This window comes from Nocardia sp. Root136, from assembly GCF_001427185.1.
Classification (GTDB): Bacteria; Actinomycetota; Actinomycetes; order Mycobacteriales; family Mycobacteriaceae; genus Nocardia; species Nocardia salmonicida.
Map to the genome: position 1 here is coordinate 1500411 of NZ_LMFE01000001.1, position 25148 is coordinate 1525558.

General features: G+C 68.0%; 26 protein-coding genes. 7 read left to right on the forward strand and 19 right to left on the reverse strand.

The genetic code is table 11. The features are described from left to right. Positions 1-48: 48 nt before the first annotated feature. Both ASD42_RS07030 and ASD42_RS07035 read right to left on the reverse strand, forming a co-directional pair. Positions 49-735, reverse strand: a complete 687-nt coding sequence (locus ASD42_RS07030) for a phosphonatase-like hydrolase (RefSeq protein WP_056811718.1) — start codon at positions 733-735, stop codon at positions 49-51. A gap of 9 nt (positions 736-744) precedes the next feature. Next, on the reverse strand, positions 745-1872 hold the full coding sequence (locus ASD42_RS07035) for a TIGR03364 family FAD-dependent oxidoreductase (protein WP_056811720.1): 1128 nt from the start codon (positions 1870-1872) through the stop codon (positions 745-747). A gap of 97 nt (positions 1873-1969) precedes the next feature. On the opposite strand from ASD42_RS07035, the gene ASD42_RS07040 reads away from it, so the two are divergent. After that, positions 1970-2692, forward strand: coding sequence for a GntR family transcriptional regulator (locus ASD42_RS07040; RefSeq protein WP_056811724.1), 723 nt, complete (start codon positions 1970-1972; stop codon positions 2690-2692). A gap of 4 nt (positions 2693-2696) precedes the next feature. Here ASD42_RS07040 and ASD42_RS07045 read toward each other — a convergent pair whose 3' ends face one another. After that, a complete protein-coding gene (locus ASD42_RS07045) occupies positions 2697-3056 on the reverse strand; it encodes a DUF4254 domain-containing protein (protein ID WP_056811727.1) in 360 nt (119 codons plus the stop codon). A gap of 398 nt (positions 3057-3454) precedes the next feature. Between ASD42_RS07045 and ASD42_RS07050 the strand changes: the two genes are divergently transcribed. Further along, a complete protein-coding gene (locus tag ASD42_RS07050; RefSeq protein ID WP_056815662.1) occupies positions 3455-4333 on the forward strand; it encodes a helix-turn-helix domain-containing protein in 879 nt (292 codons plus the stop codon). Here the strand turns inward: ASD42_RS07050 and ASD42_RS07055 are convergent. From ASD42_RS07055 to ASD42_RS07075, 5 genes are all read right to left on the reverse strand, one after another. After that, the gene (locus ASD42_RS07055) at positions 4327-5136 is read right to left on the reverse strand and encodes an ABC transporter permease (protein WP_056811730.1); all 810 of its coding nucleotides are present in this window, start codon (positions 5134-5136) and stop codon (positions 4327-4329) included. The genes ASD42_RS07050 and ASD42_RS07055 overlap by 7 nt on opposite strands. Then, positions 5133-6005 (reverse strand): ABC transporter permease, encoded by an 873-nt coding sequence (locus ASD42_RS07060; RefSeq protein WP_084787027.1) that lies wholly within the window; start codon positions 6003-6005, stop codon positions 5133-5135. Before ASD42_RS07060 ends, ASD42_RS07055 begins: the two co-directional genes overlap by 4 nt. Further along, on the reverse strand, positions 5999-6910 hold the full coding sequence (locus ASD42_RS07065) for a thioesterase domain-containing protein (RefSeq protein ID WP_162256195.1): 912 nt from the start codon (positions 6908-6910) through the stop codon (positions 5999-6001). Before ASD42_RS07065 ends, ASD42_RS07060 begins: the two co-directional genes overlap by 7 nt. Positions 6911-7136: 226 nt before the next feature. Continuing rightward, a complete protein-coding gene (locus ASD42_RS07070) occupies positions 7137-7580 on the reverse strand; it encodes a hypothetical protein (protein ID WP_056811738.1) in 444 nt (147 codons plus the stop codon). Between the two features lie 257 nt (positions 7581-7837). Then, complete coding sequence (locus ASD42_RS07075; protein ID WP_235569334.1) at positions 7838-9184, reverse strand: TIGR03118 family protein; 1347 nt, start codon at positions 9182-9184, stop codon at positions 7838-7840. A 116-nt stretch (positions 9185-9300) separates the two neighbouring features. Here ASD42_RS07075 and ASD42_RS07080 point away from each other — a divergent pair, with 116 nt between their 5' ends. Further along, on the forward strand, positions 9301-9798 hold the full coding sequence (locus ASD42_RS07080; protein WP_056811743.1) for a peroxynitrite isomerase: 498 nt from the start codon (positions 9301-9303) through the stop codon (positions 9796-9798). A 301-nt stretch (positions 9799-10099) separates the two neighbouring features. Then, complete coding sequence (locus ASD42_RS07085; protein ID WP_156677396.1) at positions 10100-10258, forward strand: hypothetical protein; 159 nt, start codon at positions 10100-10102, stop codon at positions 10256-10258. On the opposite strand, the gene ASD42_RS07090 is transcribed toward ASD42_RS07085, so the two are convergent. The 5 genes from ASD42_RS07090 to dxr form a co-directional block, all read right to left on the reverse strand. Continuing rightward, positions 10252-12042, reverse strand: a complete 1791-nt coding sequence (locus tag ASD42_RS07090) for a penicillin-binding transpeptidase domain-containing protein (protein WP_056811749.1) — start codon at positions 12040-12042, stop codon at positions 10252-10254. The two genes, ASD42_RS07085 and ASD42_RS07090, sit on opposite strands and share 7 nt — an antisense overlap. Positions 12043-12098: 56 nt before the next feature. Further along, positions 12099-12953 (reverse strand): GNAT family N-acetyltransferase, encoded by an 855-nt coding sequence (locus tag ASD42_RS07095; protein ID WP_371852087.1) that lies wholly within the window; start codon positions 12951-12953, stop codon positions 12099-12101. Between the two features lie 87 nt (positions 12954-13040). Next, positions 13041-14195: a flavodoxin-dependent (E)-4-hydroxy-3-methylbut-2-enyl-diphosphate synthase gene (gene ispG, locus ASD42_RS07100; RefSeq protein ID WP_056811752.1), complete on the reverse strand. Its 1155-nt coding sequence runs from the start codon at positions 14193-14195 to the stop codon at positions 13041-13043. A 108-nt stretch (positions 14196-14303) separates the two neighbouring features. Further along, positions 14304-15500, reverse strand: a complete 1197-nt coding sequence (locus ASD42_RS07105) for a M50 family metallopeptidase (RefSeq protein WP_056811755.1) — start codon at positions 15498-15500, stop codon at positions 14304-14306. Positions 15501-15647: 147 nt separating this feature from the next. Next, a complete protein-coding gene (gene dxr / locus ASD42_RS07110; RefSeq protein ID WP_235569335.1) occupies positions 15648-16841 on the reverse strand; it encodes a 1-deoxy-D-xylulose-5-phosphate reductoisomerase in 1194 nt (397 codons plus the stop codon). Positions 16842-16936: 95 nt separating this feature from the next. Between dxr and ASD42_RS07115 the strand changes: the two genes are divergently transcribed. Beyond that, positions 16937-17206 carry a DUF2631 domain-containing protein gene (locus tag ASD42_RS07115; protein ID WP_056811759.1) on the forward strand — a complete coding sequence of 90 codons (270 nt, stop codon included), beginning with the start codon at positions 16937-16939 and terminating at the stop codon, positions 17204-17206. Positions 17207-17268: 62 nt separating this feature from the next. Here ASD42_RS07115 and ASD42_RS07120 read toward each other — a convergent pair whose 3' ends face one another. The 4 genes from ASD42_RS07120 to ASD42_RS07135 all read right to left on the reverse strand — a co-directional run bounded on the left by ASD42_RS07120 (position 17269) and on the right by ASD42_RS07135 (position 21665). Then, positions 17269-18231: a LysR family transcriptional regulator gene (locus ASD42_RS07120; RefSeq protein ID WP_056811762.1), complete on the reverse strand. Its 963-nt coding sequence runs from the start codon at positions 18229-18231 to the stop codon at positions 17269-17271. A 43-nt stretch (positions 18232-18274) separates the two neighbouring features. Continuing rightward, positions 18275-19414, reverse strand: coding sequence for a serine/threonine-protein kinase (locus ASD42_RS07125; protein ID WP_082843975.1), 1140 nt, complete (start codon positions 19412-19414; stop codon positions 18275-18277). A 98-nt stretch (positions 19415-19512) separates the two neighbouring features. Further along, positions 19513-21129, reverse strand: a complete 1617-nt coding sequence (locus ASD42_RS33680) for a serine/threonine-protein kinase (RefSeq protein ID WP_084787029.1) — start codon at positions 21127-21129, stop codon at positions 19513-19515. 113 nt (positions 21130-21242) lie between these two features. Beyond that, positions 21243-21665: an uL11 family ribosomal protein gene (locus tag ASD42_RS07135; protein WP_056811765.1), complete on the reverse strand. Its 423-nt coding sequence runs from the start codon at positions 21663-21665 to the stop codon at positions 21243-21245. 115 nt (positions 21666-21780) lie between these two features. Between ASD42_RS07135 and ASD42_RS07140 the strand changes: the two genes are divergently transcribed. After that, positions 21781-22584 (forward strand): transglutaminase-like domain-containing protein, encoded by an 804-nt coding sequence (locus ASD42_RS07140; protein ID WP_056811769.1) that lies wholly within the window; start codon positions 21781-21783, stop codon positions 22582-22584. 12 nt (positions 22585-22596) lie between these two features. On the opposite strand, the gene rlmN is transcribed toward ASD42_RS07140, so the two are convergent. Next, positions 22597-23706, reverse strand: a complete 1110-nt coding sequence (gene rlmN, locus ASD42_RS07145) for a 23S rRNA (adenine(2503)-C(2))-methyltransferase RlmN (RefSeq protein WP_056811772.1) — start codon at positions 23704-23706, stop codon at positions 22597-22599. 101 nt (positions 23707-23807) lie between these two features. Here rlmN and ASD42_RS07150 point away from each other — a divergent pair, with 101 nt between their 5' ends. After that, positions 23808-24179: a LapA family protein gene (locus ASD42_RS07150; RefSeq protein ID WP_056811775.1), complete on the forward strand. Its 372-nt coding sequence runs from the start codon at positions 23808-23810 to the stop codon at positions 24177-24179. Between the two features lie 3 nt (positions 24180-24182). Here the strand turns inward: ASD42_RS07150 and ASD42_RS07155 are convergent, their stop codons facing one another. Then, complete coding sequence (locus tag ASD42_RS07155; RefSeq protein WP_056815673.1) at positions 24183-25067, reverse strand: phosphatidate cytidylyltransferase; 885 nt, start codon at positions 25065-25067, stop codon at positions 24183-24185. Positions 25068-25148 lie beyond the last annotated feature (81 nt).

Consider the following 25148-nt stretch of genomic DNA (forward strand, 5'->3'; position numbering starts at 1 on the left):
CGGGTGGATCGGAGGGCGACGCCGCGGCGATTACCGCGACGGCAAGCTTCAGTGGGCGAGCACCAGCGCCGGGAACGCGGCGACGGAGTCGATGACGTGGGTGGCGCCTGCGGCACGCAACTGATCGGCGGTGTGCGCGCCGGTAAGGGTGCCCGCGACGATGCCCGCGCCTGCGGCGAGACCGGTGGCGATATCGCTGGTGGTGTCACCGAGAACGGCGATCCGGTCGACGGCGTCGACACCGAGGCGCAGCGCGGCGGCCAGCACCATGTCGGGGTACGGGCGTCCGCGTCCGGCATCGGACGGCGCGAGGGTGAGATCGACCAGGTCGGCCCAGCCCAGCGCGGCGAGGAGCTTGTCCTGTGTGCCGCGGCTGAATCCGGTGGTCAGCGCGACCCGGACACCGGCGTCACGCAAAGCGGTGATCGCTTCCACCGCACCGGGAATCGGCGCGATATCGACCTCGTCGACCAGGGCGTCGTAGGCGGCCTCGAACGCACGGTTGGCATGGTGGGCCGCGACCTCGTCGCCGTCGAGCAGGGCGCGGAACACCTCTATCTTGGACTGGCCCATGGTGTCGAGCACGTAGCGGCGAGCCTGTTCACGACGCGGGCCCTCGGTCTCGATCCCGGCGGTGGTGGCGGCGCTCTCGAAGGCGCGCAGCACCAGTCCGCCGTCGGCGACGGTAGTACCTGCCATGTCGAGGGCGGCGAGCTGAATCTTGTTGTTCGACATAGGTGTTCCTCACAGTCCGATCTGGTCGGCGGTTTGTTCGCCGATGGCGGGGCCGAGCGTCATACCGCGACCACCGGGGCCGGTGACGACCCAGACGTTGGTATCGGCTCGCACCCGGGTGACGACGGCGCCTGGGTCGACGCTCTGGCTGTAGACGCCCGCCCAGCGCCGCACGATCGGCGGCAGCGCGCGGCCGAGCAATTCCTCGGTCACCTCGGTGAGGTGGTCGTAGGGCGCTTCGTCGACGTCGAAGGCGAACGGTTCGGCGTACTCGTGGGTGTCGCCGATGGTCAGGCCGCCGTGCAGGCGCTGCACGCACAGCAGCTGCATCTTGTGCTCGGCGGCGGTGGCGGTCTGGGACTGCTCGGCGGCCAGCGAATCCACTTGCGGGCCCGCGAAACCCGGGTAGTAGCGGAAGCTGTCGCCGTCGGCGATCGCGGTGGTGAGGGTTTCGCCCAGCGGGGCGGTCTGCATCATCTGCAGCCGCACGCGGCGGACCGGCAGTTCGCCCGCCAACTCGCGAGTGAGCCCCGAGTGGGCGGCGCCGGGGCAGTGGATGACGAGGTCGGCCTCGTGGCGGCGACCGTGATCGTCGACCACCACCGCGCCTGAACCGGTGTCGAGCACCGAGCGGGCCTCGGTGCCCTCGTGAAAGGTGTAGCGACCGGTCGCGGCCATGTGGGCGCGCAGCGCGGGCAGCGCTTGGCGCGACTCCACCGCGGCATCGGTCGAGCAGTGCAGGCCCGCGAGGTATTTACCGCGCACGACCGGGTTGATCGCGCGCACCTGGTCGGGGTCGAGCAGGGCGAACCCGCGGGCATCGGCGGTGTCACCGGCGGCCGCGGCCTCGGCGACGGCGAGTTCGGCGGGAGTGCGCACGAGCGTGATCGAGCCAGCGGGCCGGAAGCCGACGCCGGCGACCCGGCCGCCGATCTCCTCCCACAGCTCGCGCGAACGCAGCGTCAGCTCGAGCTCGTTCGCCGACCGGCCCGATACCCAGACCAGGCCGAAGTTGCGGACCGTCGCGCCACGGGCCTCGCGTTCACGTTCGAGGTGGACGACCTCGTGTCCGCGGGCTGTCGCCGCCCAGGCATGTGCGGTGCCGAGGATCCCTCCACCGATGATGACCAATCGCATGGCACCGATAGTGGCAAATGGTCTAGACCGATAGGTGTTGGCCGTGAGAACGGCAAGTTAATTTTTGGTATAGACCAATCCAGGTAGGCTTGGTGGCATGGATTCGCCGCAGACGACCCGAGTTCCGAAGGTGTTCCTGGTTCGCACCGAAATCGATCTACTCCTGGCCGATCTCACCGAGGGCGACCCGGTACCCTCCGAACGCGACCTCGCCACCCGCTTCGGCGTCGCCCGCGAGACCGTGCGGCAGGCACTGCGAGAGCTGTTGGTAGAGGGCAGGATTCGGCGGCAGGGTCGTGGAACGGTGATCTCCCGGCCCAAGCTCACGCAGCCGCTGTCGCTGCGCTCCTACACCGAGGGCGCGATCAGCCTCGGCCGCACCCCCGGCCGCATCCTGGTCGCGTGGGAAGACGTCGCCGCCGACGCGGCGACAGCCACCGACCTCGAGGTGGAGCTGGGCACCGAAGTGATGCACCTGGAACGGGTACTGCTCGCCGACGGTGAACGCGTCGGACTGGAGAGCACCTACCTACCGCTGCACCGCTTCGCCGCCCTGCGCGGCACCTATGACCCCACCACTTCGCTGTACGCCGCGATCCGCGCCACCGGCGTCGAACTCGCCGGTGCGCGCGAACGCATCGAAACCGTACTCGCCGCCCCGCGCGAGGCGGGCTTGCTCGAATGCACCACCGCACTACCCATGCTGCTGCTGCACCGGCGCAGTGTCGACGCCGACGGCGCACCCATCGAACGGGTGCGCTCGCTCTACCGTGGTGACCGCATCGCCTTCGAGGCGAGGCTGTCACCGGAGCCGGCGTAGCCCCTCACTGTTCGGGCAGCCGCCGCCGTCCGCCCGCCACATCGGTGACCAGATCCGTGTAGCCATCCACAAGCTCGGCAAGGTGGTACCAGTGCTTGTGGGTGTTGTCGCTTCGCGCGCCATCGATGTCGATGGCCTGGTTGGCATCCACCCAGCTACGTGCCATCCGGTCGACGACCGCACCGAGGCTTTCGGTATGCAGCGAGGCGCCGTGGCGATGCAACGGGATCTCCTGGACACACCAGTCATTGATGTCGTCGACGAGTTCACTTCGACGGCAATCGATCTCGGCGATCAATGCCGTGTCGCGCACCTGCCCCCGCCGTTCGTGCAGTTCGGCGAGCGCGTGCGCTGATCTCAACAATTCGCGATCTTGAAATCGCCGCCCCTGAAATGCACACAACAATTGCGGAGCGGTCGGAAGTATCCCCATCACCGGCGCGCTCATCGCAAGGCCCCGAATTCACCCGACACCCAAGATTTGTCTACCAACATGATTGGCTCTCGATTCGGTTGTCCCGGTCATCTGTTCGGATTGTTCGCAACCAGGCTAACTGGATCATGCTCGTTCAGAAGACGAAACGCAAGATTGCGTTATCACTCCTGCAGTAAAGCCACCCTGACAGAACCGGGGGTCACATCGGCAGTGCGGCACGGGCTTCCGGCGTGCCTCGCGGACTCGCCGAACACCATGACAGTACCTACGTCGCTGTCTTCGCCGATCGCGTGACATCGCGGCCGCACAGCGCAATAATGCGATTCATGGCAGGCAAGCGAACGACACTGACCGTCCGGCTTCGCCGACTCGCGGCCATGTTGCGCGAGTTAAGGGAAAGCGCTCAGCTGAGCAAGGAAGACGTCAGCGCGCGAACCGGTATCAACGTCACCACGCTGTACCGGATCGAAATGGCTCAGGCGCGCCCGCAACGCCGCACTCTCGGCGCCATGCTCGACCTGTATCAGGTCGACGACAAAATGCGCGAGGAAGCACTCAGCCTGCTGACCGACGCGTTGAAACCCGGCATGTCGCGCCCTTACGAAGGCGCGGTGTCGGAGGTGTATGCGAATTACATCAACTTCGAGGCGGAAGCATTGTCGGCCAGGCAGTACCAGACTTCGACGGTGCCCGGCCTGCTGCAGACCTTCGAGTACGCGGCCGCGGTCATCGACACCTCCATGCCGCGCCTCGACGCCTCGGTGATGGAGAGCAGGGCGCAGGCGCGCATGGATCGCGCCACCAACCTGACCAAGGACGACCCGCTGGAATTGTGGGTGGTGATGGACGAGGCGGCGATCCGCAGGGTGGTCGGCGGGCCCGCGACCATGGCAGGCCAGCTCGACCGGCTGCTCGACGAGACCAAGCGCAAGAACGTGATCCTGCAGGTCCTTCCGTTCGACGCGGGCGCGCATCCCGGCATGGCAGGCTCGTTCACCCTGCTCGACTTCCGCAATCCGGTCGACCCCGAACTGGTGTACGTGGAGAGCATGTCGGTGCACGACCTGGTCGAGGGACACTCCGAGATCCGCCGGTTCGGCGTGATCTTCGATCAGCTGCGGGCGATGGCGTTGAGCCCTCGCGACTCCGCGAAGCTGATCACCGAAGCGCGCGACGCGATCACCCGGTCCCCGACTGCTCAGTGACGACTGGCCCGGCGGAACCCGATCGCGGCCGGTAGGGCGAAAACCACGATCGCGCCGAGCGACCAGGCCAGCGTGGCCAGCAGTGGGCCGCGCACCGGACCGCCGAGCGAGAGTCCACGCATGGTGTCGATGGCGTGGGTGAGTGGGTTGTGCTCCACGATCGGGCGCGCCCAGCCGGGGTAGGCGGCGAGCGGAACGAACCCGGTACTGAAAAACATCAGCATCGACGAACCCAGCGAGACGACCTCCACCAGCGCGGCTTTCGCGGTGTACACGGCCAGCGCGGTGACCATGGTCGAGAAACCGAGGCCGTATAACACCGGGATGGTGAACAGCGCGATCGCCGCGAGCGGACCCTGGGTGAAGCGGAATCCGAGTGCGACGCCGACGGCGAAGATCACCAAGGTGCACAGCAGGATGCGCACGCCTTCGGCGACGACTCGCGACAGCAGGCCCGAGGCGCGGTGGACCGGCAGAACCCAGAATCGCGACAGCAGTCCGACATCGCGCTCGCGGCCGAGGGTGACGGCTCCGGCCAGAGAGCCCGACATCACGCCGACCAACGAGACCATCGGAACCGAGCCGTAGAGGGCGTCGGCACCGGCGAAGGACGAGACCTGTTTGCCCAGCACGGCATTGAGCATCACCAGCAGCAGCGCAGGGAAGAACAGGGCCTGCATCATGGTCAACGGGTCCCTGGCCCAGCGCGTCAGCAGCCGCTTGGTCTGGATCATGCTCTGTGGCAGCAGCATCCGCAGCGACTCGGTGCGACGGGTGACCGTGGGGAGCGCGATGACTGTCATGCCACCCGCCGCGCGGCGTGTCGCCAGGCCAGGCCGCCGCAGACCACCAGGATGCCGATCGCCCAAGCCAGGCCGGGGCCGAGTGTCGCGATGTCGACCGTGCCCGCGTTGCCGGTCGAATCGCCCGCCAGCGCGCGTAGGCCGTCGACGAACTGGGAGACGGGCTGGTTGCGAACGAAACCCTGGAGCCAGCTGGGAAACTGACTGGCCGGCGCGAATCCGGTGGACACCATGCCGAAGATCAGCTGGGGCAGGACCAGGATCTGGGTGGTGGCCTCGGGGCTGGCGGACATGCTGCCGAGCAGGTCGGCGCCGCAGCACAGGGCGGTCGCGATCAGCAGGGAGAAGGCGATGAACCCCGCGGTGTGCCACCAGCTTCCGTAGAAGCGGAAGCCTATGACGGCGCCGCAGACGAGCGCGGCGCCGACCGCGATCACCGCGCGATGGGCGGCCGCGGTGATCCTGGCGGCGAAGGGGACCCCGCGCGGCATCGGCATGGTGGCGAAACGGATGTCGAGGCCCTCGCGGGCATCGGTGGCCGAACGGAACGCGGCGGCGATGGCGCAGAACGAGACCGCCTGCATGATGATCATCGGCATCAGGAACTGGGCGTAGCTGCTCAGTCCGTGCCCGTAGACGGTCATCACGAGGTTGAGCGGGACGTAGAAGCCGATGGTGAACACCGCGGGAGCGAGCAGGGCGGTGAAGATCTCGCCGGTGCGCCAGGCCGGGCGGATCAACCGGCGCGCGAGCACCCACCACTGGGTGAGCGCCACCGACGGCGATCGGTCGGCAACAGGCTCGTCGGTGGTCCGCACGTCCCCATCGTGGTCGATGTGGCCTGTGGTGCCGGGGAACTCGGTCAGCATGTCGTGCGCGCCGAGGTGGGGGTGGTCGCCAGTATCCGGGCGATCTCGGGAAGAAGGTCGGGTGCGGTGAGTTCGTCAGGGGTCGCGTCGAGGACGTAGCCGGTGATCGCGCCCTCCACGTAGGGGCGCCAATGGCGAACCGTGGCACCGGGGTCGAGGCGATCGGCGCCGTCGGGTCCGCGGCCCGCCACGCATACGGTGAGGTCACCGGGCAGCCACGAGGGTCGGTGGCCGGTCACCATGCCCGTGGCCGCGAGGCTCACGTCGGTGATGCGGTCGAGGTCGCTACCGGTGAGGTCGAGCGTTCCCGCCGTGGCGGCATTGATCGCCGCGGTGGCTGCGTCAGGGGTGGAGGTTCTCGCGCCAGAGGCGGCAGGTGGGTCGAGGGCTGGGCTATCGATATCGGCGCCGAACTGCGCCGCGAATCGGTCGGCGGACAGCGACGCGGGCGCGGGGGCCGCGGGGTCGGTGGCCAGCAGGACGACGCGGACGTGTTCGCCCGCCGCGCGGAGTCGGACGGCGACTTCGTGGGCTACGAAACCGCCTGCGGACCAACCGAGAAGCTGGTACGGGCCGTGCGGAGCGATGCGGCGGATCTCGGCGAGGTAGCGGGTGGCGTATTCGCGGATGGTGCGTGGTTCGGTGCTCGCCTGCAGGCCGTAGATCGGGACGCGGGCGTCGAGGTGGGCGACGAGGTCCACATAGTTCCAGGCCAGGACTGCTTCACCGGCCAGACAGAACAGTGGCGCGCCGTCGACGGAGGCGGTACGCGGGCGGATCGGCAGCACGAGGGCCGTCGCCGCCGACTCGGCGCGCCCGTCGACGGCGGGTTCCGCCGAACAGGAATCGGGACGATCGGCCATCGACCGGTAGGGCGTAACAGCCGGATCATCGCGAGGGCTCACAACAAATGATATGTCGTGCGAAAACCCCAGCAGCCCAATACTTTCAGGGGCATTCACACCTGACCGAACGCGCATCCGAACCTCCTTCACCGACCCGACGACAGATGGTGTGAGTTCCACTGTCGCGCAGGACGGCCCCGACCCCAACCAACCCAGGGGCCCGGTCACGCCCACCCAGGTGGCGGTGAAACCACCCAAGGGTGTCGAGCCGCGGAGGCCGTGGGGATCAGTAGGTAGTCACAGGCAGGCTGCGGACACCGGACCACAGGTCCTCGATCAGTCGTTCGTAGCTGTCGGCTAGGTCGTCGAGGCGGACCCACTCGTCGTAGAAGACCGATTCGGGGGCACCTGCCAAGGCGACGAAAGTCAGGAAGCAGTGTTTGGCGAGGCGATCGACCAGATAGCCGAGGGTTTCGGGGTGCTCGTCGGCCGCGGCGGGCGGCACGGGAGCGGCCAGGATGACCCAGCGGTCGATCGCCCGCATCAACTGGGCGCGGCGGCGGTCGATGCGCTCGGACTCGCTCAGCGGGGTTCGCTCGCGCAACTGGTGCAGCAGCGCGAGCTCACCCGCGGCGTCGAGGATGGGGTGGTCATCATGTGGCAAACCGCGGAAGGCCGCCAGGAGGACGTCCCGGCCCGGCAGCATCGCCCCTCGTCCCGAATGGCGCATTTCACCGCTCCCCCGCCGAGCCGACGACGTCAACGCGTGAAACATTCATCTGGCACACCTCCGACTCGGGCACGACACCCCGGCGGGGATGCCACAGCGTGCGGGTGGAGCACGGCGAGCCCGCGCGAATCGCGCACACCCGGCAACTATTCCGCCACAACTGTCCCCGACAACGCCGTCGGCGCGAGACGTTTTCCTCCGGACACTCACATTGTCCGGTGCGCCTCCCTTGTCCGTCCGCACCGATCTCGTACCAGCTACTGCAGGCGGAGGCTGCCGAAGAGGCCGTCCTTCTCGTCTCTGGGGCCTGCGGTGAAGTACAGGGCGTTCGCGTCGCCCAGGCTTTCACCGTTGCCGAACTTCAGCGCCCACAGGCCCGCGATCTCCACCGGCTTCGCCTCACCGTCGCGCAGGTAGTCGACGAAGGTGCCGGTGGTGTCGTCGTAGGCGAGGACGCGGCCGAGGCCACCGGAGTTGCCGATCAGCAGCTTGCCCGAGAGTGCCCCGAAGTTCGACGGCGCGATCGCCACGCCCCACGGCGCGTTGAGTCTGCCGCCGTCGTCGATGATGCGCACCAGCTTGCCCGTGCTGTCGAACTCGGCGACCTTGCCCTTGTCGGGCTTGCCGTGGGAGCCCTTGTCCTTGTCGGCGTCGAGCGAGGCTTCTTCGGCCTTGTCGAAGACCTTCGGGTCTTCCCCGTCGGGCCGAGTCATGGCGTAGGAGACGAACACTCGACTACCGAGGGTGGTGATGTTGAACGGCGCCGGGTCACCGGGCACGGCCTTCTTGCCCTTCTCGGGCGAGGAGGCGTCGATCACCTCACCGGTGGCGAACGGGTTGGCGAAACCGGTGGCCGCGACCGGCTGCCAGTTCTTGTCGAAGGTGCGGACCTGCGGGTCGGCGCCGAAATCGGCGGCCAGCAGCTTGTCACCCGAGGGCGCCAGCGCGATACCGAAGAAGGCCATGCCCTGCGCGGAACCGTCGAACACCTGGTTCGCGCCGCCGTCACGCCGCACGATCGCGCCGTCGGGGGCCTGCTCGGTCCACGCCGAGATCTTGCCCGAGTCGGTGGCGGAGATGAAGCGCGCGGAACCGCCGAGCGGGATCGGCATACCGTCCACATCGACCCACTGGTCGCGCACCACGAACAGATCCGAGGTGATCGGCGCCGGGTTGAACACGACGCCGGTGGCCTTGCCGATGCTCTTGTCGGAGGTGTCGGCATCGGCGCCGGGGATGCCGACGAGCTTGAGCTGGTCCTGGGTCAGCTTCTGCAACTTGGGATCCGAGGAGGACTGCACATCGCCGAGGAACTGGAACGACTTGCCGCCCGCGCCGACCCAGAAATGCCCGCCCGCGCCCTTGGGCCGATCGGCCAGGCCCCAGGCATTGACCATGCCGGGCAGCGTGAACTGGGCATGATAGGAGTCCTTGTCGGCGGCCAGGTTGGTCTGGCTGTAGCGGTTGCCGTCCACTGCGGCCACGTCGTCGGTCGAGGGCTCGGTATTCGAGCACGCCGCGGCGAGCAACACTGCCGCACCGAGTACCGCGCCGCGCACCAGCCCGGACCGCACCCCACGGGCGCCCCTCACATGTCCGTTCACGATCTTTTTCCTTTCGACCTTCCGCCGGACGGCGTTCAGGCGAGGCTGACCTTATCGTGGGTGATGCGGTGGTGTGCCGTGACCGTGGCAGGAAGCGCAGGGCTACGCTGTCGGCCGTGGTCGAACCTTCCCCCAACATCGCCCCGCATCCCGACATCGCCGCCCTGGCACCACTACTCGGTACCTGGCGCGGTCGGGGCAGAGGCGAATACCCGACCATCGAATCCTTCGACTACGTCGAGGAGATCACCTTCGGGCACCTGGGCAAACCGTTCCTCACCTACCAGCAGCGGACCAAGGCCGGCTCCGACGGCAGGCCGCTGCACGCCGAGACCGGCTACCTGCGCAGTCCGGCCCCCGGCCGGGTCGAGCTCATACTCGCCCATCCGACCGGAATCACCGAGATCTGCGAAGGCACGATCACCGAAACGGTTGACGGAATTCGTCTGGAATTGAACTCCACGAATATCGGCCTGAGCGAATCGGCGAAACCGGTTACCGCGGTGGGCCGCTCATTCCATGTCACCGGCGACACCATCGAGTACACGGTGCGGATGGCGGCGGTCGGCGAATCTTTGCAGCATCACCTAGCGGCGACTCTGCAACGCGGCTGAGTCGCGTGCAATTCGGGAAGTTACCCGTACACAACCTCTGAACAGTGCCTTTGCGCAATCGAAACCGATAATTCACCTTTTCATCACGGCTCGGTAGCGGTTGCGTTCGAACACGCCCGCACATAGGGCAACAATTGTGTGTCGCTTGCTGACGTCGCCTGTTGCCGAAGTAACGGCCGTTCTACGGTGGTCTATCAGCTAATCCTCAGACAATCGAACTGCTGCCCCGCGAACACGTCGAAACCCTGAATGTGGGAGACGAATTATGAGGCGTTCTACTCTGATCTTAACCACTGCGGGGATGATCCTCGGCGGCGCGGCCGCCATCGATGTCCTCGACAGCGCGGCCATGGGGGCCGCACCCGAGCCCGTTGTCAGCTACAACGTGCTGCACGACACGGCGTTATCGCACGCCGAAAGCACGTCGCTCGCAGTAGTGCGGGGCCTGACGACTCAGTAGCCGGCGGGCAGTGCGGCGAACATATCCCGGGTGACGGCGACCGCGTTGTCGGAACTGCCGCCCTTGACCAACAGTGTCGCGAAGGCGATATCCCCGCGGTAGCCGATGAACCACGAGTGCGATCCACCGTCGACTTCGGCTTCGCCGGTTTTGCCGTAGACCTCGCCCTGATCCCTGATGCGTTCGGCCGTGCCACCGGTGACCACCATGCGCATCATCGACCGCAGCCCCTCGACCACCTCCGGCGCGATCGCGGGCCGATCACCGGTGACCTCGGTCGGCCTGCCCGTGATCAGATACGGCACCGGTGCGGCCCCGTGGGCGACAGTCGCGGCCATCACCGCCATCCCGAAGGGGCTCACCACCACTCGCCCCTGCCCGATCCCGTCCTCGGCGCGCTGCACGAGCCCGTCGGCTTTCGGTACCGAACCGGACATGGTCGGCAGTCCTTCGACCCGGTAGTCCTGGCCGACGCCGAGGCGTGCCGCCGCCTGCGTGAGCGCGTCGGGTTCGAGTTTGCTGGCCAGCCTGGCGAAAGTCGTGTTGCACGACCGCTCGTAGGCCGTCGCCATCGGCACGTCACCGACGGAGAACATGTTGTAGTTGGGGATGGTCCGTTCACCGATGATGGTGCTGCTCGGACAGGGCAGCACAGTCTCGGGCGTGGCCAGCCCGGAAGCCATCGCCGCCGAGGCAGTGACCGTCTTGAAGATCGACCCCGGTGGATACTGTCCGCTGGTGGCCACCGGACCGTCGCGGTCGGCGGCCTTGTTCTGGGCCACCGCGAGGATCGCGCCCGTAGACGGGCGCAGCACCACCATCATCGTCTGCTCGGTGCGCAGATCCACGGCGTGCTGGGCGGAGTTCTGCACGAACCGGTCGATGCTCAACGCGAACGACGGTGCTGGTTCGGCCGCTTCCTCGTGCAGCACATCGAGATCGGCGCCGTCGGCATTGCGGGTGACCACGCTCCAGCCCGCCTTCCCGTCGACCTCGGCGATCACCGTCTTGCGGACCTGGGTGAGCAGGTCGGGAGCGAACTTGCGGTCGGTGGGCACCATGTCCCACTCCTGGGTCAGGGTGACGCCAGGCAGGCCGATCAGTTCGCCGCCGATGGTCTCGGCCTCGTATTCGTTGAGCAGCACCACGGTGTGCGCGCCGTCGGTCTTGCGCGCCGAGCTGAGGATGGTCTGCGGGGTGTAGGCGACCGGGTCGATGCGGCTCAGCGCCGCGGCGAGCGCACCGGCGACGCGACTGGGGTCGGGGGCGTCTGCCACGGTGAACTTCACGCGGGAGACCTTGCCGGGAACCAGCACGTCGCTGCCTGCCGCCTCGTTGACCCTGGCACGCGGCGCGGGGCGGGTGCGCAGTTCCATGCTCTGGGTGTCACCGAGTTTGGGGTGGATGTCGGCGGAACTCCAGCGGACCAGCCAACGTCCGTCGCTGCGGCCCATCTGCAGTTCGCCGGAATAGGTCCACTGGCGACCTTTGGGCAGGGTCCACTCGTAGGTGTAGTCGACCGTCGCGGTGTCACCGTTGACGCGCGCGTCGCCGGTGCGGATCGACAACTTCTCCGCCTGCAACGCCTGCCATGTCGAAGTCAGTGCCGCCGTGGCCTTCTCGGGCGCGGTGGTGAGCGCCGCCGCCGCGGCGAGATCGTGTTCGGCGAACGCCGCCGCGAAGGCGTCGGCAGCGGGCACCGGCCCCTGGGCGCCGGAAGAACAGGCGGTCGCCGCAACGGCGAGGGCGGCCACCGCGCACGTGGTGAGCATCCGTGTCCTCATCGGCACCGATGGTAGCGGCGAAGAGCCCGCTGACCTCGACGCCACGCGCCGAAGTTTCAGTCCACCAATACAGTTGCGAAGGTAGCGATCTGGCGGAAACCCACTCGGCTGTAGGCGCGGCGGGCGATCCGGTTGTAGTCGTTGACGTAGAGGCTGGCCGTACGGCCTGTCGCCACAACGGCATTGGCGACAGAAGCGGTGCCCGCGGTGCCCACCCCCGCGCCCCGGTAGTCGGGATGCACCCACACGCCCTGGATCTGGCCGGTGCGTCGCGACAGTGCGCCGATCTCGGCCTTGTAGACGACCTCGCCGTCTTCGAAACGTGCCCAGGCCCTGCCGGATTCGATGAGACTCTTGATCCGACGCCGGTAGCCGCGACCGCCGTCACCGGCGCGCGGGTCGATGCCGACCTCCTCGATGAACATCGCGATCGCGGCGGTCAGGTAGCGGTCGATCTCGTCGGGTCGCACGCGGCGCACTCCCCCGTCGGCGCGCGCGGCGGCGGGCCTGGCCATCGCCAACAGGGGTTGATCGGCACGCAACTCCCTCGCCGGCCCCCAGGACGGGAGCAGCATTTCCCACAGCGGCAGGGCGAGCTCCTGCCTGCCGACCACGGAGGAACACACTCGTGGCCAGCGGCCTGCCCGATCGGCGAACGCGCGTAAGGCCTGCTGGTCACCGCGCAGCGGAACCAGATTGGCGCCGGAGAAACACAGGGAGTCGGCCGGTCCGCCGCGGCTCCACAGCTCACCGGCGCCGGTTCGGGAGTCGAGCCCGAATTCCTGCACGCGGGCGGCGATCATGCACGAGGCCACCGGATCGGTATCGAGGACACGCAGCACTTCAGCCAGGTCTCGCACGGCCACCGGACGCGCGGGAGCGGTTTTGGACCGTCGCGTCGGCTCCAGCAGACTCCGCACGGCACCAGCCTGCCACGAAAGCACGCCGAGCGGTACGGGTCCGCCGAATCCGTCGTAGGACTGTGAGAGGAGCGGGATTCAGCTGACGGAGACAACGGGCTCGGCGCCCGGCTGCTCGCCCATCTCCTCGGCGATGCGCATCGCCTCTTCGATCAGGGTCTCCACGATCAGATGCTCGGGCACGGTCTTGATGACCTCGCCCTTGACGAAGATCTGCCCCTTGCCGTTACCGGAGGCCACGCCGAGGTCGGCCTCGCGCGCCTCGCCCGGTCCGTTCACGACACAGCCCATCACCGCGACGCGCAGCGGCACTTCCAAACCGTCCAGACCGGCGGCGACCGCGTCGGCCAGGGTGTACACGTCCACCTGTGCGCGTCCACACGACGGGCAGGACACGATCTCGAGCTTGCGCGGGCGCAGGTTCAGCGACTGCAGGATCTGGCTGCCGACCTTGATCTCCTCGGCGGGCGGCGCCGAGAGCGAGACGCGGATCGTGTCGCCGATGCCCTCGCTGAGCAGCGCGCCGAAGGCCACCGCAGACTTGATCGTGCCCTGGAACGCCGGCCCCGCCTCCGTGACGCCGAGGTGCAGCGGGTAATCGCTCTGCGCGGCGAGCTGGCGGTAGGCCTCCACCATGATCACCGGGTCGTTGTGCTTGACCGAGATCTTGATGTCGCCGAAGCCGTGTTCCTCGAACAGGCTCGCCTCCCACAGCGCCGACTCCACCAGCGCCTCGGGCGTCGCCTTGCCGTACTTCTCCAGCATCCGCTTGTCCAGTGAACCCGCGTTGACGCCGATGCGGATCGGGATGCCAGCGGCGCCCGCGGCTTTGGCGACCTCGCCGACGCGGCCGTCGAATTCCTTGATGTTGCCCGGGTTGACACGGACGGCGGCGCAGCCCGCGTCGATCGCGGCGAAGATGTAGCGCGGCTGGAAGTGGATGTCGGCGATCACCGGGATCTGCGACTTCCTCGCGATCGTGGCGAGCGCGTCGGCGTCTTCCTGACGCGGACAGGCCACCCGCACGATGTCGCAGCCCGAGGCGGTGAGCTCGGCGATCTGCTGCAGGGTGGCGTTGATGTCGTGGGTCTTGGTGGTGGTCATCGACTGCACCGAGATCGGCGAATCGCTACCGACGCCGACATTGCCGACCATCAGCTGGCGGGTCTTGCGCCGGGGTGCGAGAACAGCAGCGGGGGCGGCGGGCATCCCCAATCCGATTGTGCTGGTCACGTTCGGCTGCCTTCTTTCGTACGGATCGACCTGGGTTGTTGTTGCCGAGCTTAGTCGCGCAGGGTAACCGGGCGCCCTGTGAGGGGCACGACACCGGTCATCTCGCTGTCACGGCAGTCGGATCGGGTTGACGATGTCGGCGGCCAGGGTCAGCAGCATGAACGCACCACCGATCACTACCGCCACGTAGGTCACCGGGAGCAGCTTGAGGTAATCGACGGGACCGCCGGGGGCCTTACCGAGCCAGCCACGGATCGTGTTGCGGATCTTCTCGTAGAGCACCACCGCGATATGCCCACCGTCCAGCGGCAGCAAGGGCAGCAGGTTGAACGCGCCGAGGAAGAAGTTCAGGCTGGCCAGGACCAGGATGAACATGCCCCACAGGCCACGCTCCGCGGTCTCGCCACCGATGCGGCTGGCACCGTAGACGCTGACCGGGGTCTCCGGGTCGCGCTCGCCGCCGGTGACCGCTTCCCACAGCGCCGACACCTTCTGCGGCATCTTCGCCAGCGACTTCACCGTCTCGACGAAGAAATCACCGGTGAACGAGACAGTGGCCGGGATCGCGGCGATCGGGCCGTACTGCTTGGGCTCGGCGTAGTCGGGGCCGACGCCGACCGCGCTCACCTCTCGGCTCGGGCCTTCCTTGGGCGAGCGCACGACCCGCTCTGGGGTGACCGACACCGTCAGTGTGTCGCCGCCGCGTTCGACCTTGTAGGTGAACGGGCCGGTCTGCTTCTGGGTCTCGGCCTGGAACTGTGCCCAAGTGGTCACCTCGACGCCGTTCACGGCCTTCACCACATCACCACGCTGCAATCCGGCGCGCTGGGCGGGTCCGTCGCCGGTGCAGGGAGCCAGGGTCTTTTCCGGAGTCTCCTGCGCGACGCAGCTCATGGTGCCGAGCGCGGTCTCCGGTGGCTGCTCGAGCTGCGGTAGACCCCAGCCGATCGCCAGGGCCACCAGCAGGATGAACCCGAGCAGGAAGTTCATGCCGATGCCGCCGAACATCACGACCAGGCGCTTCCAGGTCGACTGGCGATACATCGCCCGGTCGACTTCCTCCGGCTCCAGCTCGTCGAGTGCGGTCATGCCCGCGATATCGCAGAAGCCGCCCAGCGGCAGCGCCTTGAGCCCGTATTCGGTCTCACCGCGACGGAACGAGAACACCTTCGGCCCGAAACCGATGAAGTACCGGCGCACCTTCATGCCGGTGGCCTGCGCGGCCCACATGTGCCCGCACTCGTGCAGCGCGATCGAAATCGTGATGCCGAGAGCGAACAGTGCGAACCCGAGCGCGAAAACCATGTGACTCCTGTGTTCCTGGCGGCTGGCGCCGCGTGTTTTCGGCCTCGTCACCCGAATCCGAGGGGCGATACTGCGCCTTCGGCGTTCCGTCTCGCCCCTCGGATCCGGGGCGGCCGAAAACGTGGTGGTCTCGCTGGTTCGTCCGGGTCAGGGCGTCGTTTTCCCGGCGATGATCGCTGCCGCGTACTCCCTTGCCCAGCGGTCGGCCGCGAGGACGTCGTCCAGGGTATCGGGTTCGGCGTGCCAACGGTCGGCGGCCTCTACCGCGCGAGTGACGGTGCGCACGATGGCGGGGAAGGTGATCTTGCCGTCGAGGAATGCTTGGACGGCGACCTCGTTGGCGGCGTTGTAGACCGCGGTCACGCTGCCGCCCGCTTCACCCGCCTGCCGGGCCAGGCGGACCGCGGGAAAGACCTCGTCGTCGACCGGCTCGAAGGTCCAGGTGGAGGCGGTGCCGAAATCGCAGGCCGCGGCCGCGCCGGGGATGCGGTCGGGCCAGCCGAGCGCCAGGGCGATGGGCAGTTTCATGTCAGGGGGGCTGGCCTGCGCGAGGGTCGAACCGTCGACGAAGGTGACCATCGAGTGGATGATCGACTGGGGGTGGACGGTGACGTCGATGCGGTCGTAGGGCACGCCGAAGAGCAGGTGCGTCTCGATGAGCTCCAGGCCCTTGTTGACCAGTGAGGCGGAGTTCAGCGTGTTCATCGGGCCCATCGACCAGGTCGGGTGGGTTTTCGCCTCGGCGGGGTTCACCGATTCGAGCATCTCGGTGGTCCAGCCGCGAAACGGTCCGCCCGATGCGGTGAGAACGAGGCGGTCGACCTCTTCGGCGCGACCGCCGCGCAAGCACTGGGCCAGCGCCGAGTGCTCGGAGTCGACGGGCACGATCTGGCCGGGTGCGGCCGCGCGCGTCACCAGCGAGCCGCCCGCCACCAGGGATTCCTTGTTCGCCAGTGCGAGACGGGTCCCCGCCTGCAGCGTGGCCAGGGTCGGTTCGAGCCCCAGCGAACCGACCAGGGCGTTGAGCACGACGTCGGCGTCGGTGCGGCGGACCAGTTCGGTCACCGCGTCCGGGCCGCCGAGCTCGAGATCGAGCGCCTGAGCGGCGGCGGGATCGGCGACGGCGACATTGCGCGTGCCGGTGGCCGCCATCTGCTCGGCGAGCAGGGCGGGATTACCGCCGCGCGCCGCCAGACCGACCACCTCGAAACGGTCGGGATTGGCGGCGATCACCTCGAGCGCCTGAGTACCGATCGACCCGGTACTGCCGAGAAGCAGCACCTTCACCCGATCGGTGGACGGGGAACTGTCGTGCGCGGCACGTGTTGTGGGGTGGGACACGGGCCCATTGTGGCAGGGCTGCTGGCTACGACGGACGGTCGTATGCCACGATATGCTCACTCGCCCAACCAGAACTCGAGCCCTTAGGAGCGATCGTGGCAGCCACGGACCTCGATAAAGCCAGCACCGAGCGTGCCGTCGCCACCAGTGTCGACCCCGCCGAGGTGCCCTCGGCAGCATGGGGCTGGAGCGGTGAGTCGCGCAAGACCTTCCGCATCGCGGCGTGGGTGGTCATCGTGGCCCTGCTCGGCATGACCATCGGTAACCACCAGGGCCACGTCGAGGACATCTTCCTCGTCGGCCTGGCCGCCCTGATGGCGCTCATCCTGGTCGCCGACTCGCTCACCCGGCGTATGCCGAGGTAGCTCCTCGCCCGAGAACGTCCACGCCTGCGGCAATCATTCTGCGCCGCAGGCGTTTTCGTGTGTCAGCGGCCGCGGCGGGCAGGCTTGCGACCGCGCGCGACAGGCTTCTTCGGCGCCGGTTTCTTGGCGGCGGGTTTCTTCGCCGCCGGTGTGCGAGCGGGAGCCGCGGCGCGCTGCTCCGGTTCCGCCACGCCGCCGCGCGAGCTGTTGGCCGACCGACCGCGCACGATGCCGACGAACTCCTCGAGCAGATCGCTGTCGGTCCCGGCGGGCCAGGCCAGGGCGATCTCGGTGAACTCGGTGTCGCTGATCGGGCGGTACACGAGGTCGCGGCGATTGTGCAGGCGAACGATCGACTGCGGCATGATCGCCGCGCCACCGACGGCGGCGACCATGGCGAGGGTGTCGACGGCCTGATCGAGATCGGCGCTGTCCTGGATCGTCTCGTCGACCAGATCCGCCGGGCTGATCGACTCGAGCAGCGACAGCGCGTCCTCCTTCCGCACGACCGCGACCGGCGTCTCCTGCCACAGCGGAATCGCGTTCGTGGCGGTCCGGTCGATGGGCAACCGGACGAAGCACAGATCGATGCGGCCCTCGCGCAGCGCCGATTCCTGCTCACCCTGCGCGACGCCGACGACCTCGAGCGGATGGTCCGGCAGGCGTTCACCCCAGATCCGCGCCCACTTCGACACCGTCACCCCCGGCACGAACCCCACCCGCAGGCTCGCGGGCGCGTCGGGCTTCTGCTCCCGATCGGCCTGCTCCTGCACGCGGATCAGGTCTCTGGCGCGGGCAAGGAGAGCGTTGCCGTCGTCGGTGAGCTGAGTGGGCGAGGCGCCGGGCACGAACACGCGGGTGCCGAGTTCTTCCTCCAGTTCGATCACGGTGGCGCTCAGTGCCTGCCGCGGGATCCGGAGGGCTTTGGCGGCGCGCGCGAAGTGCAACTCCTCGGCGACGGCGACGAAACGACGCAACCGGTCGAGGTCGATGGAGTCGGCGGCGGTGACGTCGAAGTCGCTCATTCTGACCAGAATATGGCACCCGCCGATCAGCCCGGCGGGCCGATCAGAGGTTTGCCAGCAGCGCGATCACTCCGGCGACCACGATGATCACGACCAGGATGAGCGCATAGGTGCCAAGGGCCGATCCCCAGCCACCTCGTTGCGGCGGCGGATTCGGAATCCGGGCCGGTTGCTGCTGCCAATACTGCGGCGCGGGCGCGTACTGCGGCTGCGGCGCCCGCGCGGGCATCGGCGCGGGGTTGTACTGCGGGATGGGCGTGCCCGTCGAACTCACCGGGCGCATGGGCTGCATGCCGACGAACGGCTGAGCGTGCGCACCCGAGGTCGGGCGGGCGAGCGGGCGGGCACCGGTGGTTCCGGTGCGCACTGCCCGCTGAGCGGCGTCGACGAACTCCTCGCACGAGGTGAACCGGTCGGCGGGTCGCTTGGCCAGCGCACGAGCCATCACCGCGTCGAGCACCTGCGGCAGACCCGCGCGACGTGGACTCACCGGAGGTGGAGGCGCTTGCAGGTGACCGGTGATCACCGCGGCCGGACTGGTCGATTCGTAGGGTGCGCTGCCGGTCAGCAGTGTGTACAGCGTGCAGGCGAGGGAGTACTGGTCGGCGCGGTGATCGAGGGCGGCGCCGGTGAGCTGTTCGGGCGCGGCGTAGGCCAGCGTGGCGGTGAACGAGCCGGTCTCGGTCAGGTGACCCGAATCGTCGCGTAGACGCGCGATGCCGAAGTCGGTGAGATACACCCGCTCCTGGCTGCTCGAACGCGCCAGCAGGATATTGGCGGGCTTCACGTCGCGGTGCAGTACACCCGCGCGGTGCGCGTAGTCGAGCGCGGCGGCGGTCTCACCGATGATCTGGAGCGCCCGGTCCGGCGGCAGCGTGTGCGGATCCAGCGAGGAGGCGTCGATCCCGTCGATGTACTGCATGCTGATCCACAGCTGGTCACCCTCGACCCCGCGATCGAACACGGTCACGATATTGGGATGATCGAGCTGGGCGACCAGATCGGCTTCCCGCTCGAACCTGGCCCGGATCTCTTTGTCGGAGAACAACTCCCGATTCAGCAGCTTCAGCGCCGTCCACCGAGGCAGACGCGGATGCCTGGCCAGATACACCGACCCCATCCCGCCCTGACCCAACTGCCGGTCGATCGTGTAGCCGGCGAACACCGTCCCGTCAGAAACCACTCTGACCCCCGAATCTCGCTCTTCGTCCGACGGCTGGACCCTACCAAAGCGCCGTTCGCGACGTCGCGGGCATCGGTGCGGCGGAAGTGGGCGTGAACTCAGCCCAGCGGAAAGCTCGCGACGTCGGCGACAAGGATCGGCATGTTCGTCTCCACCGTGTGGCCCGGGAACGGCGTGACGCCGGAACCACGGTAGAACAGCAGCACCCAGCGGGCGCGTGCCGGTTCGGAGAATGTCGAGATAATCGCGGAGCCGTTGTACTGGCCATCGGCGGATTGTTCCCTGCGGTCATCGGTGCGAGTACCGGTCGACGTCTGGCCATGGTCCTTCGTTTCCTGACGGAACCGTGCGACAACCGCGGCGGCGGCCTCGGCAGTCGGGTACGTGTAGAACGTGTAGTGGGTATCGACCATCTTCTCGGCGCCGCAGCTACGACTCGCCGCGTAGCCGCCGAACGTCTTCGTCCACGGATAGCCGTAACTCAGCGGCTTCACTGTGGCCGAGCAGTTTCGACCCCCGAAACCGTGCCCGTTGCCGTAGCCCGCGGGCATCATCTGCGGGAAGGCCTCGTGTAGGGCGTCCAGGTCCCTGTGCCCCTGTGATCGCTGCAGCAAGTCGGCGAGAGCGGAGTGCTCGTCCTGCCACACCCAATACCCGGCCCCGAGTACCGATGCCATCACCAGCAAGAGGACGATCGGCATCCGACTACGTCGCCGAACCGGCATCGGATGGCCTGGATTCGGCTGCGCGGGCATAGCGAACGGGGACTGCGCATACCCCGAATACGGTTGGGGCACAGCTGCGTGTGACGCCTGCGGATGTCGAGCGAGGTGACTCTGCTGCGGGACTCGGGGCATCGAGCGCCCGGCGAACACAGTGGGTTGCGCACCGGTTTCGCTGAGCGCACGCCGCGCCGCGGCCGCGAACTCCGCACACGAGTCGAAGCGGTCGGTAGCGCGTTTGGCCAGGGCGCGGGCGAGGACGGCGTCCAGTCCCGCGGGTAGATCTGGTCGGCGGGCGTGCAGGGACGGCGGCGGGCTCTGGAGGTGTCCCTGGATGACCATGACGGGGTTGGTCGCATCGAACGGGGAGACGCCGGTCAGCAACGAGTACAGGGTGCAGGCGAGGGCGTACTGGTCGGCGCGGTGGTCGAGATGGGCGCCGGTGAGTTGTTCGGGGGCCGCGTAAGCGAGGGTGGCGGTGAACGAGCCCGTCTGGGTGAGGTGGTGGACGTCGTCGCGCGGGCGGGCGATGCCGAAGTCGGTGAGCAGGACGCGTTCTTTGCCGTCGACATCAGCGAGCAGGATGTTGGCGGGTTTCACGTCGCGGTGCAGGACGCCGTTGCGGTGCGCGTGGTCGAGCGCCGCCGCCGTGGCCTCGATGATATGCAGGGCACGCTCGGCAGCGACGGGGTGCTCGACGGTCGCCGCGTCGACGCCGTCGACGAACTGCATGCTGATCCAGAGGCGCCCGTCATCGATGCCGCGGTCGTAGACCGTGACGATGTTCGGGTGCTCCAGTTGCGCGGCGAGGTCGGCCTCGCGCTCGAACCTGGCACGAATCTCGGTGTCGGCGAACAACTCCGGGTTCAGTAGTTTCAGCGCGGTCTGCCGTGGGAGGCGCGGATGCCTGGCCAGATACACCGACCCCATCCCGCCGCGCCCCAGCTGCCGCTCGATCGCGTACCCGGCGAAGACGTCCCCCGTCGTAAGCATGGTCCCCCGTTGTCCACTGAATCAGTTCCCCGGCCGCCGACGGGATATCCGCACAGACGACCGCCACCAACCCTAGCGGCGCGAGTACCGAGGACCGCCATCACGGCCTCGGCTCACTCCTCGACCCGCACACCCATCGACCGCGCGGTGCCGGCGACGATGCGCATCGCCGCCTCCACATCGGTCGTATTCAGGTCGGGCAGTTTGCGGATCGCTATGCGGCGCAATTGGTCCCGGCTGAGCGCGCCGACCGGTTTGTGGCCGGGCCGCGGTGAGCCCGGTTGGCCGAGCGCCTTTCGGATCAAGGATGCCGTCGGTGGGGTCTTCAGGCGCATCGTCCAGCGTTTGCGGGCGTCGATCGTGATGACGGCGGGAATGATCTCGCCGCGCCGGTCGGCTGTCGCGGCGTCGTATCGTCGTTTGACCTCGAAGGGTGGGACGCCGGTCGGACCGAGCATCTTGCCGAGGATCATCAGTGAGGCGTTCCCGGCTTCGAGCTCGAGAGTGACTGTGACAGAGGCTGTTTCGCGCACCATAGTCAACGATCTCGGACGCACGCGTCGATCCGGTCCCGCGACGATAACGCCTGGGCCGCAACCCGCTCGAGCGGTTCGGTTCGCCTGATTCCGATTCGCCTGTCAGTCTGTGGGCGTGAAACGTGATGTTTCCGCTCGCCTCGAGGTCGCGGTCCATGCCGATTCGGTGCTGCAGTGTCAGATCGCTGTCGCCCGCCAGCCCGGGCTCGATCTGATCGAGTCCATGACGTGCTCGCTCAACGGCGAGTTCCTCACGCCGCGCGAAGTGGTGGGCGCGCACGGTTCCCGGATCCACGTCCTCGACGTGCGGGCGGGCACCCTCCGCATCGACTATCAGGCGACCGTCCTCGGCACCGCCGTTCTCGAGCCGCCCTCCGACTACGACCTCGCGCTGTACCGACGACCCAGCCGCTACGCCGAGTCGGACAAGCTACTCGGCTTCGCGGCGGCCGAATTCGGTTACGGCATCGCCGATCCCGAGGTGGCCAACCGCGTCTCGTCGTGGATCGGCCGACGGATCACCTACGTCTCGGGCAGCAGCACGCCCATCGACGGCGCGGTGGAGACGCTGTTGTCCGGTACCGGCGTCTGCCGCGACTTCTCGCACCTGATGGTCGCGCTGCTTCGCGCCGTCGGCGTCCCCGCCAGGGTCGCCGCGGTCTACGCGCCGGGCTGCGTACCGATGGACTTCCACGCCGTCTGCGAGGCCTACATCGACGGCGAGTGGCGCACCTACGACCCGACGGGCCTCGCGCCGCGCTCGAGCCTGGTGCGCATCGCCACCGGCCGCGACGCCTCCGACATCGCCTTCCTGGACAACCACGGCGGCGACATCACCCTGAACTTCATGTCGGTCAACGCCTTCGTCGCGGGCCCACTCCCCTACGACGACTTCGTCGCGCCGATCAGCATCGTCTGATGGGCGCGGCGCCTAGCCCTCGGCGGCGAGCTGACCGCAGGCGGCGGCGATCTCCTGGCCGCGGGTATCGCGCACCGTGCACGACACGCCCTGGGCGATCACGCGACGCACGAACTCCTTCTCGACCGGCTTCGGGCTGGCATCCCACTCGCTGCCCGGTGTCGGGTTGAGCGGGATCAGGTTCACGTGCACGAGCGGGCCGAGCGCCTTGTGCAGCTTCTTGCCGAGCAGGTCCGCCCGCCACGGCTGATCGTTGATATCGCGGATCAACGCGTACTCGATCGACACGCGACGCCCGGACTTGTCGGCGTAATAGCGTGCGGCGTCGAGCACCTCGGCGATGGACCAGCGGTTGTTCACCGGCACCAAGGTGTCACGCAGTTCGTCGTCGGGGGTGTGCAGCGACACCGCGAGGCGCACCGACATGTCCTCGTCGGCCAGCTTGCGGATCGCGGGCGCGAGGCCCACGGTCGACACGGTCACCGACCGCTGCGAAATGCCGAGCCCGTCGGGAGCGGGCGAGGTGATCCGGCGCACCGCGTTCACCACCCGCTTGTAGTTGGCCAGCGGCTCGCCCATCCCCATGAACACGATGTTGGACAGCCGGCCCGGACCACCGTGCACCGCACCGTCGCGCAAATCGGCCGCGGCCGCGCGCACCTGGTCGACGATCTCCGCGGTCGACAGGTTACGGGTGAGCCCCGCCTGCCCGGTCGCGCAGAACGGACACGCCATACCGCACCCGGCCTGGCTGGAAATGCACAGCGTATTGCGGTCGGGGTAGCGCATGAGCACGCTCTCCAACAGCGTCCCGTCGTGCGCCTTCCACAGCGTTTTACGGGTATCGCCCTCGTCGCAGGCGATATTGCGCACCACCGACAGCAGCGGCGGGAACAGCGTCTCGCCGACCTTCGCGCGCACATCGGCGGGCAGGTCGGTCATCAGCGCCGGATCGGACTGCAGGCGACCGTAGTACTGGCGGGCCAACTGGTCGGCCCGGAACTTCGGCAATCCCAGCTCCTGCACCGCGGCCTTGCGTTCGTCCGAGTCGAGATCGGCGAGGTGGCGCGGCGGCATGCCGCGGCGCGGGGCATCGAACACGAGGGGCGGGGAGATGGCCATAGTTTCACCATTGTCCCAAACGCACCGTCGTGGCCACCACGCCGGGCAACGTTATCGACAAGATGCGTGCACGAGCCATAGCAGTCGGCAATGATCGAACTATGAGTACACACGCTGAATCCGGTGCGTCACCGGCCGAACACGACCCGCCGCCGACCGATCTCACCGGCAAGCACAGCAAGCCCGCCGAACCGGCGAAGCCCGCGACCAAATCGGTCCCGCGCGACGCCGTGCACGGATCGCGCACCGGCTACACCTGGATCGCGTTGCTGGCCGCGGCCCTGCTCGGCATCGTCTTGTTGATCTTCATCATCCAGAATCTCGACAAGGTCCGGACCAACCTGCTGTTCTGGCACTTCGAACTGCCGCTCGGCGTCACCGTGTTGCTGTCGGTGATCGCGGGCGCGCTGGTGATGGGCCTGGTCGGCGGGGTCCGCATCCTGCAACTGCGGCACGCAGCCAAGAGGTCGTGACGCTCAGATCAGCGCGCTGAGGACCAGCCAGGAGACGAACGCCGAGGGCAGCATCGAGTCGAGGCGATCCATGATGCCGCCGTGTCCCGGCAGCAGCGTCCCCATGTCCTTGATGCCGAGTTCCCGCTTGATCTGCGATTCGATCAGGTCACCGATGGTCGCCACGGCCACCAGGCCGACACCGAGCACCACACCGATCATCGAGTTGGCCTCGAGCAGCAGGGTGACGGTCAGCAGACCGCCGATCACGCTGAACACCAGCGAACCGCAGAAACCCTCCCACGACTTCTTCGGGCTGATCGCGGGCACCATCGGATGCCTGCCGAACAGCACACCGGCGACATAGCCGCCGACATCGGAGCACACCACCAGGATCATGAACGTGAGGACCCGCAGGTTGCCGTCGGGTTCGAGCAGAAGCAACGTCGAGAACGCGGCCAGCAGGGGGATCCAGGTAAGGGTGAACACGGCGATCGCCGTGTCGCGAAGGAAGTTCTTCGGCGCGGTACTGAGTCCGTGATCGAACAGGCGCCACACCATGCACACCAGCGCGGTGGCGGCGAACGCGCCCAGCACCCCGCTCGCCCCCCACGGCCAGCCGAGCCAGAACACCGCCTGACCGCCCACCAGCAGCGGAATCCGCGGCACCAGCACGTCTGCTTCGCGCAGCCGCTTGGTGACCTCCCAGGTCGCGACTCCCACGCCGAGCCCCGCGACCGCGATGAATACCTTCGGGACGAACAGCAGGATCGCGATCAGCGACAGCCCGAGCGTCAGACCGACGGCCAGCGCCGCGGGCAGGTTGCGCCCGGCCCGTGACGTCGGGGCAGGCGGCTGCTCGTCCTGCGGCGTGGCCGCGATCGCCGTCTCCTCGACCTTGTCCGGCATGGGATCCGGTGCCGCCCCGGTGGCGGCGGCGTCTTCGGCCACGATTGTCCCGTCGCTCAACTCGTCGTTCCGTTCATCCCC

Coding starts and splice junctions, on each gene's coding strand:
- ASD42_RS07030 (WP_056811718.1), bottom strand. CDS start 735: ATGTCGAACAACAAGATTCAGCTCGCCGCCCTCGACATGGCAGGTACT.
- ASD42_RS07035 (WP_056811720.1), bottom strand. CDS start 1,872: ATGCGATTGGTCATCATCGGTGGAGGGATCCTCGGCACCGCACATGCC.
- ASD42_RS07040 (WP_056811724.1), top strand. CDS start 1,970: ATGGATTCGCCGCAGACGACCCGAGTTCCGAAGGTGTTCCTGGTTCGC.
- ASD42_RS07050 (WP_056815662.1), top strand. CDS start 3,455: ATGGCAGGCAAGCGAACGACACTGACCGTCCGGCTTCGCCGACTCGCG.
- ASD42_RS07055 (WP_056811730.1), bottom strand. CDS start 5,136: ATGACAGTCATCGCGCTCCCCACGGTCACCCGTCGCACCGAGTCGCTG.
- ASD42_RS07060 (WP_084787027.1), bottom strand. CDS start 6,005: ATGCTGACCGAGTTCCCCGGCACCACAGGCCACATCGACCACGATGGG.
- ASD42_RS07070 (WP_056811738.1), bottom strand. CDS start 7,580: ATGCGCCATTCGGGACGAGGGGCGATGCTGCCGGGCCGGGACGTCCTC.
- ASD42_RS07085 (WP_156677396.1), top strand. CDS start 10,100: ATGATCCTCGGCGGCGCGGCCGCCATCGATGTCCTCGACAGCGCGGCC.
- ASD42_RS07090 (WP_056811749.1), bottom strand. CDS start 12,042: ATGAGGACACGGATGCTCACCACGTGCGCGGTGGCCGCCCTCGCCGTT.
- ASD42_RS07105 (WP_056811755.1), bottom strand. CDS start 15,500: ATGGTTTTCGCGCTCGGGTTCGCACTGTTCGCTCTCGGCATCACGATT.
- ASD42_RS07120 (WP_056811762.1), bottom strand. CDS start 18,231: ATGAGCGACTTCGACGTCACCGCCGCCGACTCCATCGACCTCGACCGG.
- ASD42_RS33680 (WP_084787029.1), bottom strand. CDS start 21,129: ATGCTTACGACGGGGGACGTCTTCGCCGGGTACGCGATCGAGCGGCAG.
- ASD42_RS07135 (WP_056811765.1), bottom strand. CDS start 21,665: ATGGTGCGCGAAACAGCCTCTGTCACAGTCACTCTCGAGCTCGAAGCC.
- rlmN (WP_056811772.1), bottom strand. CDS start 23,706: ATGGCCATCTCCCCGCCCCTCGTGTTCGATGCCCCGCGCCGCGGCATG.
- ASD42_RS07150 (WP_056811775.1), top strand. CDS start 23,808: ATGAGTACACACGCTGAATCCGGTGCGTCACCGGCCGAACACGACCCG.
- ASD42_RS07155 (WP_056815673.1), bottom strand. CDS start 25,067: ATGCCGGACAAGGTCGAGGAGACGGCGATCGCGGCCACGCCGCAGGAC.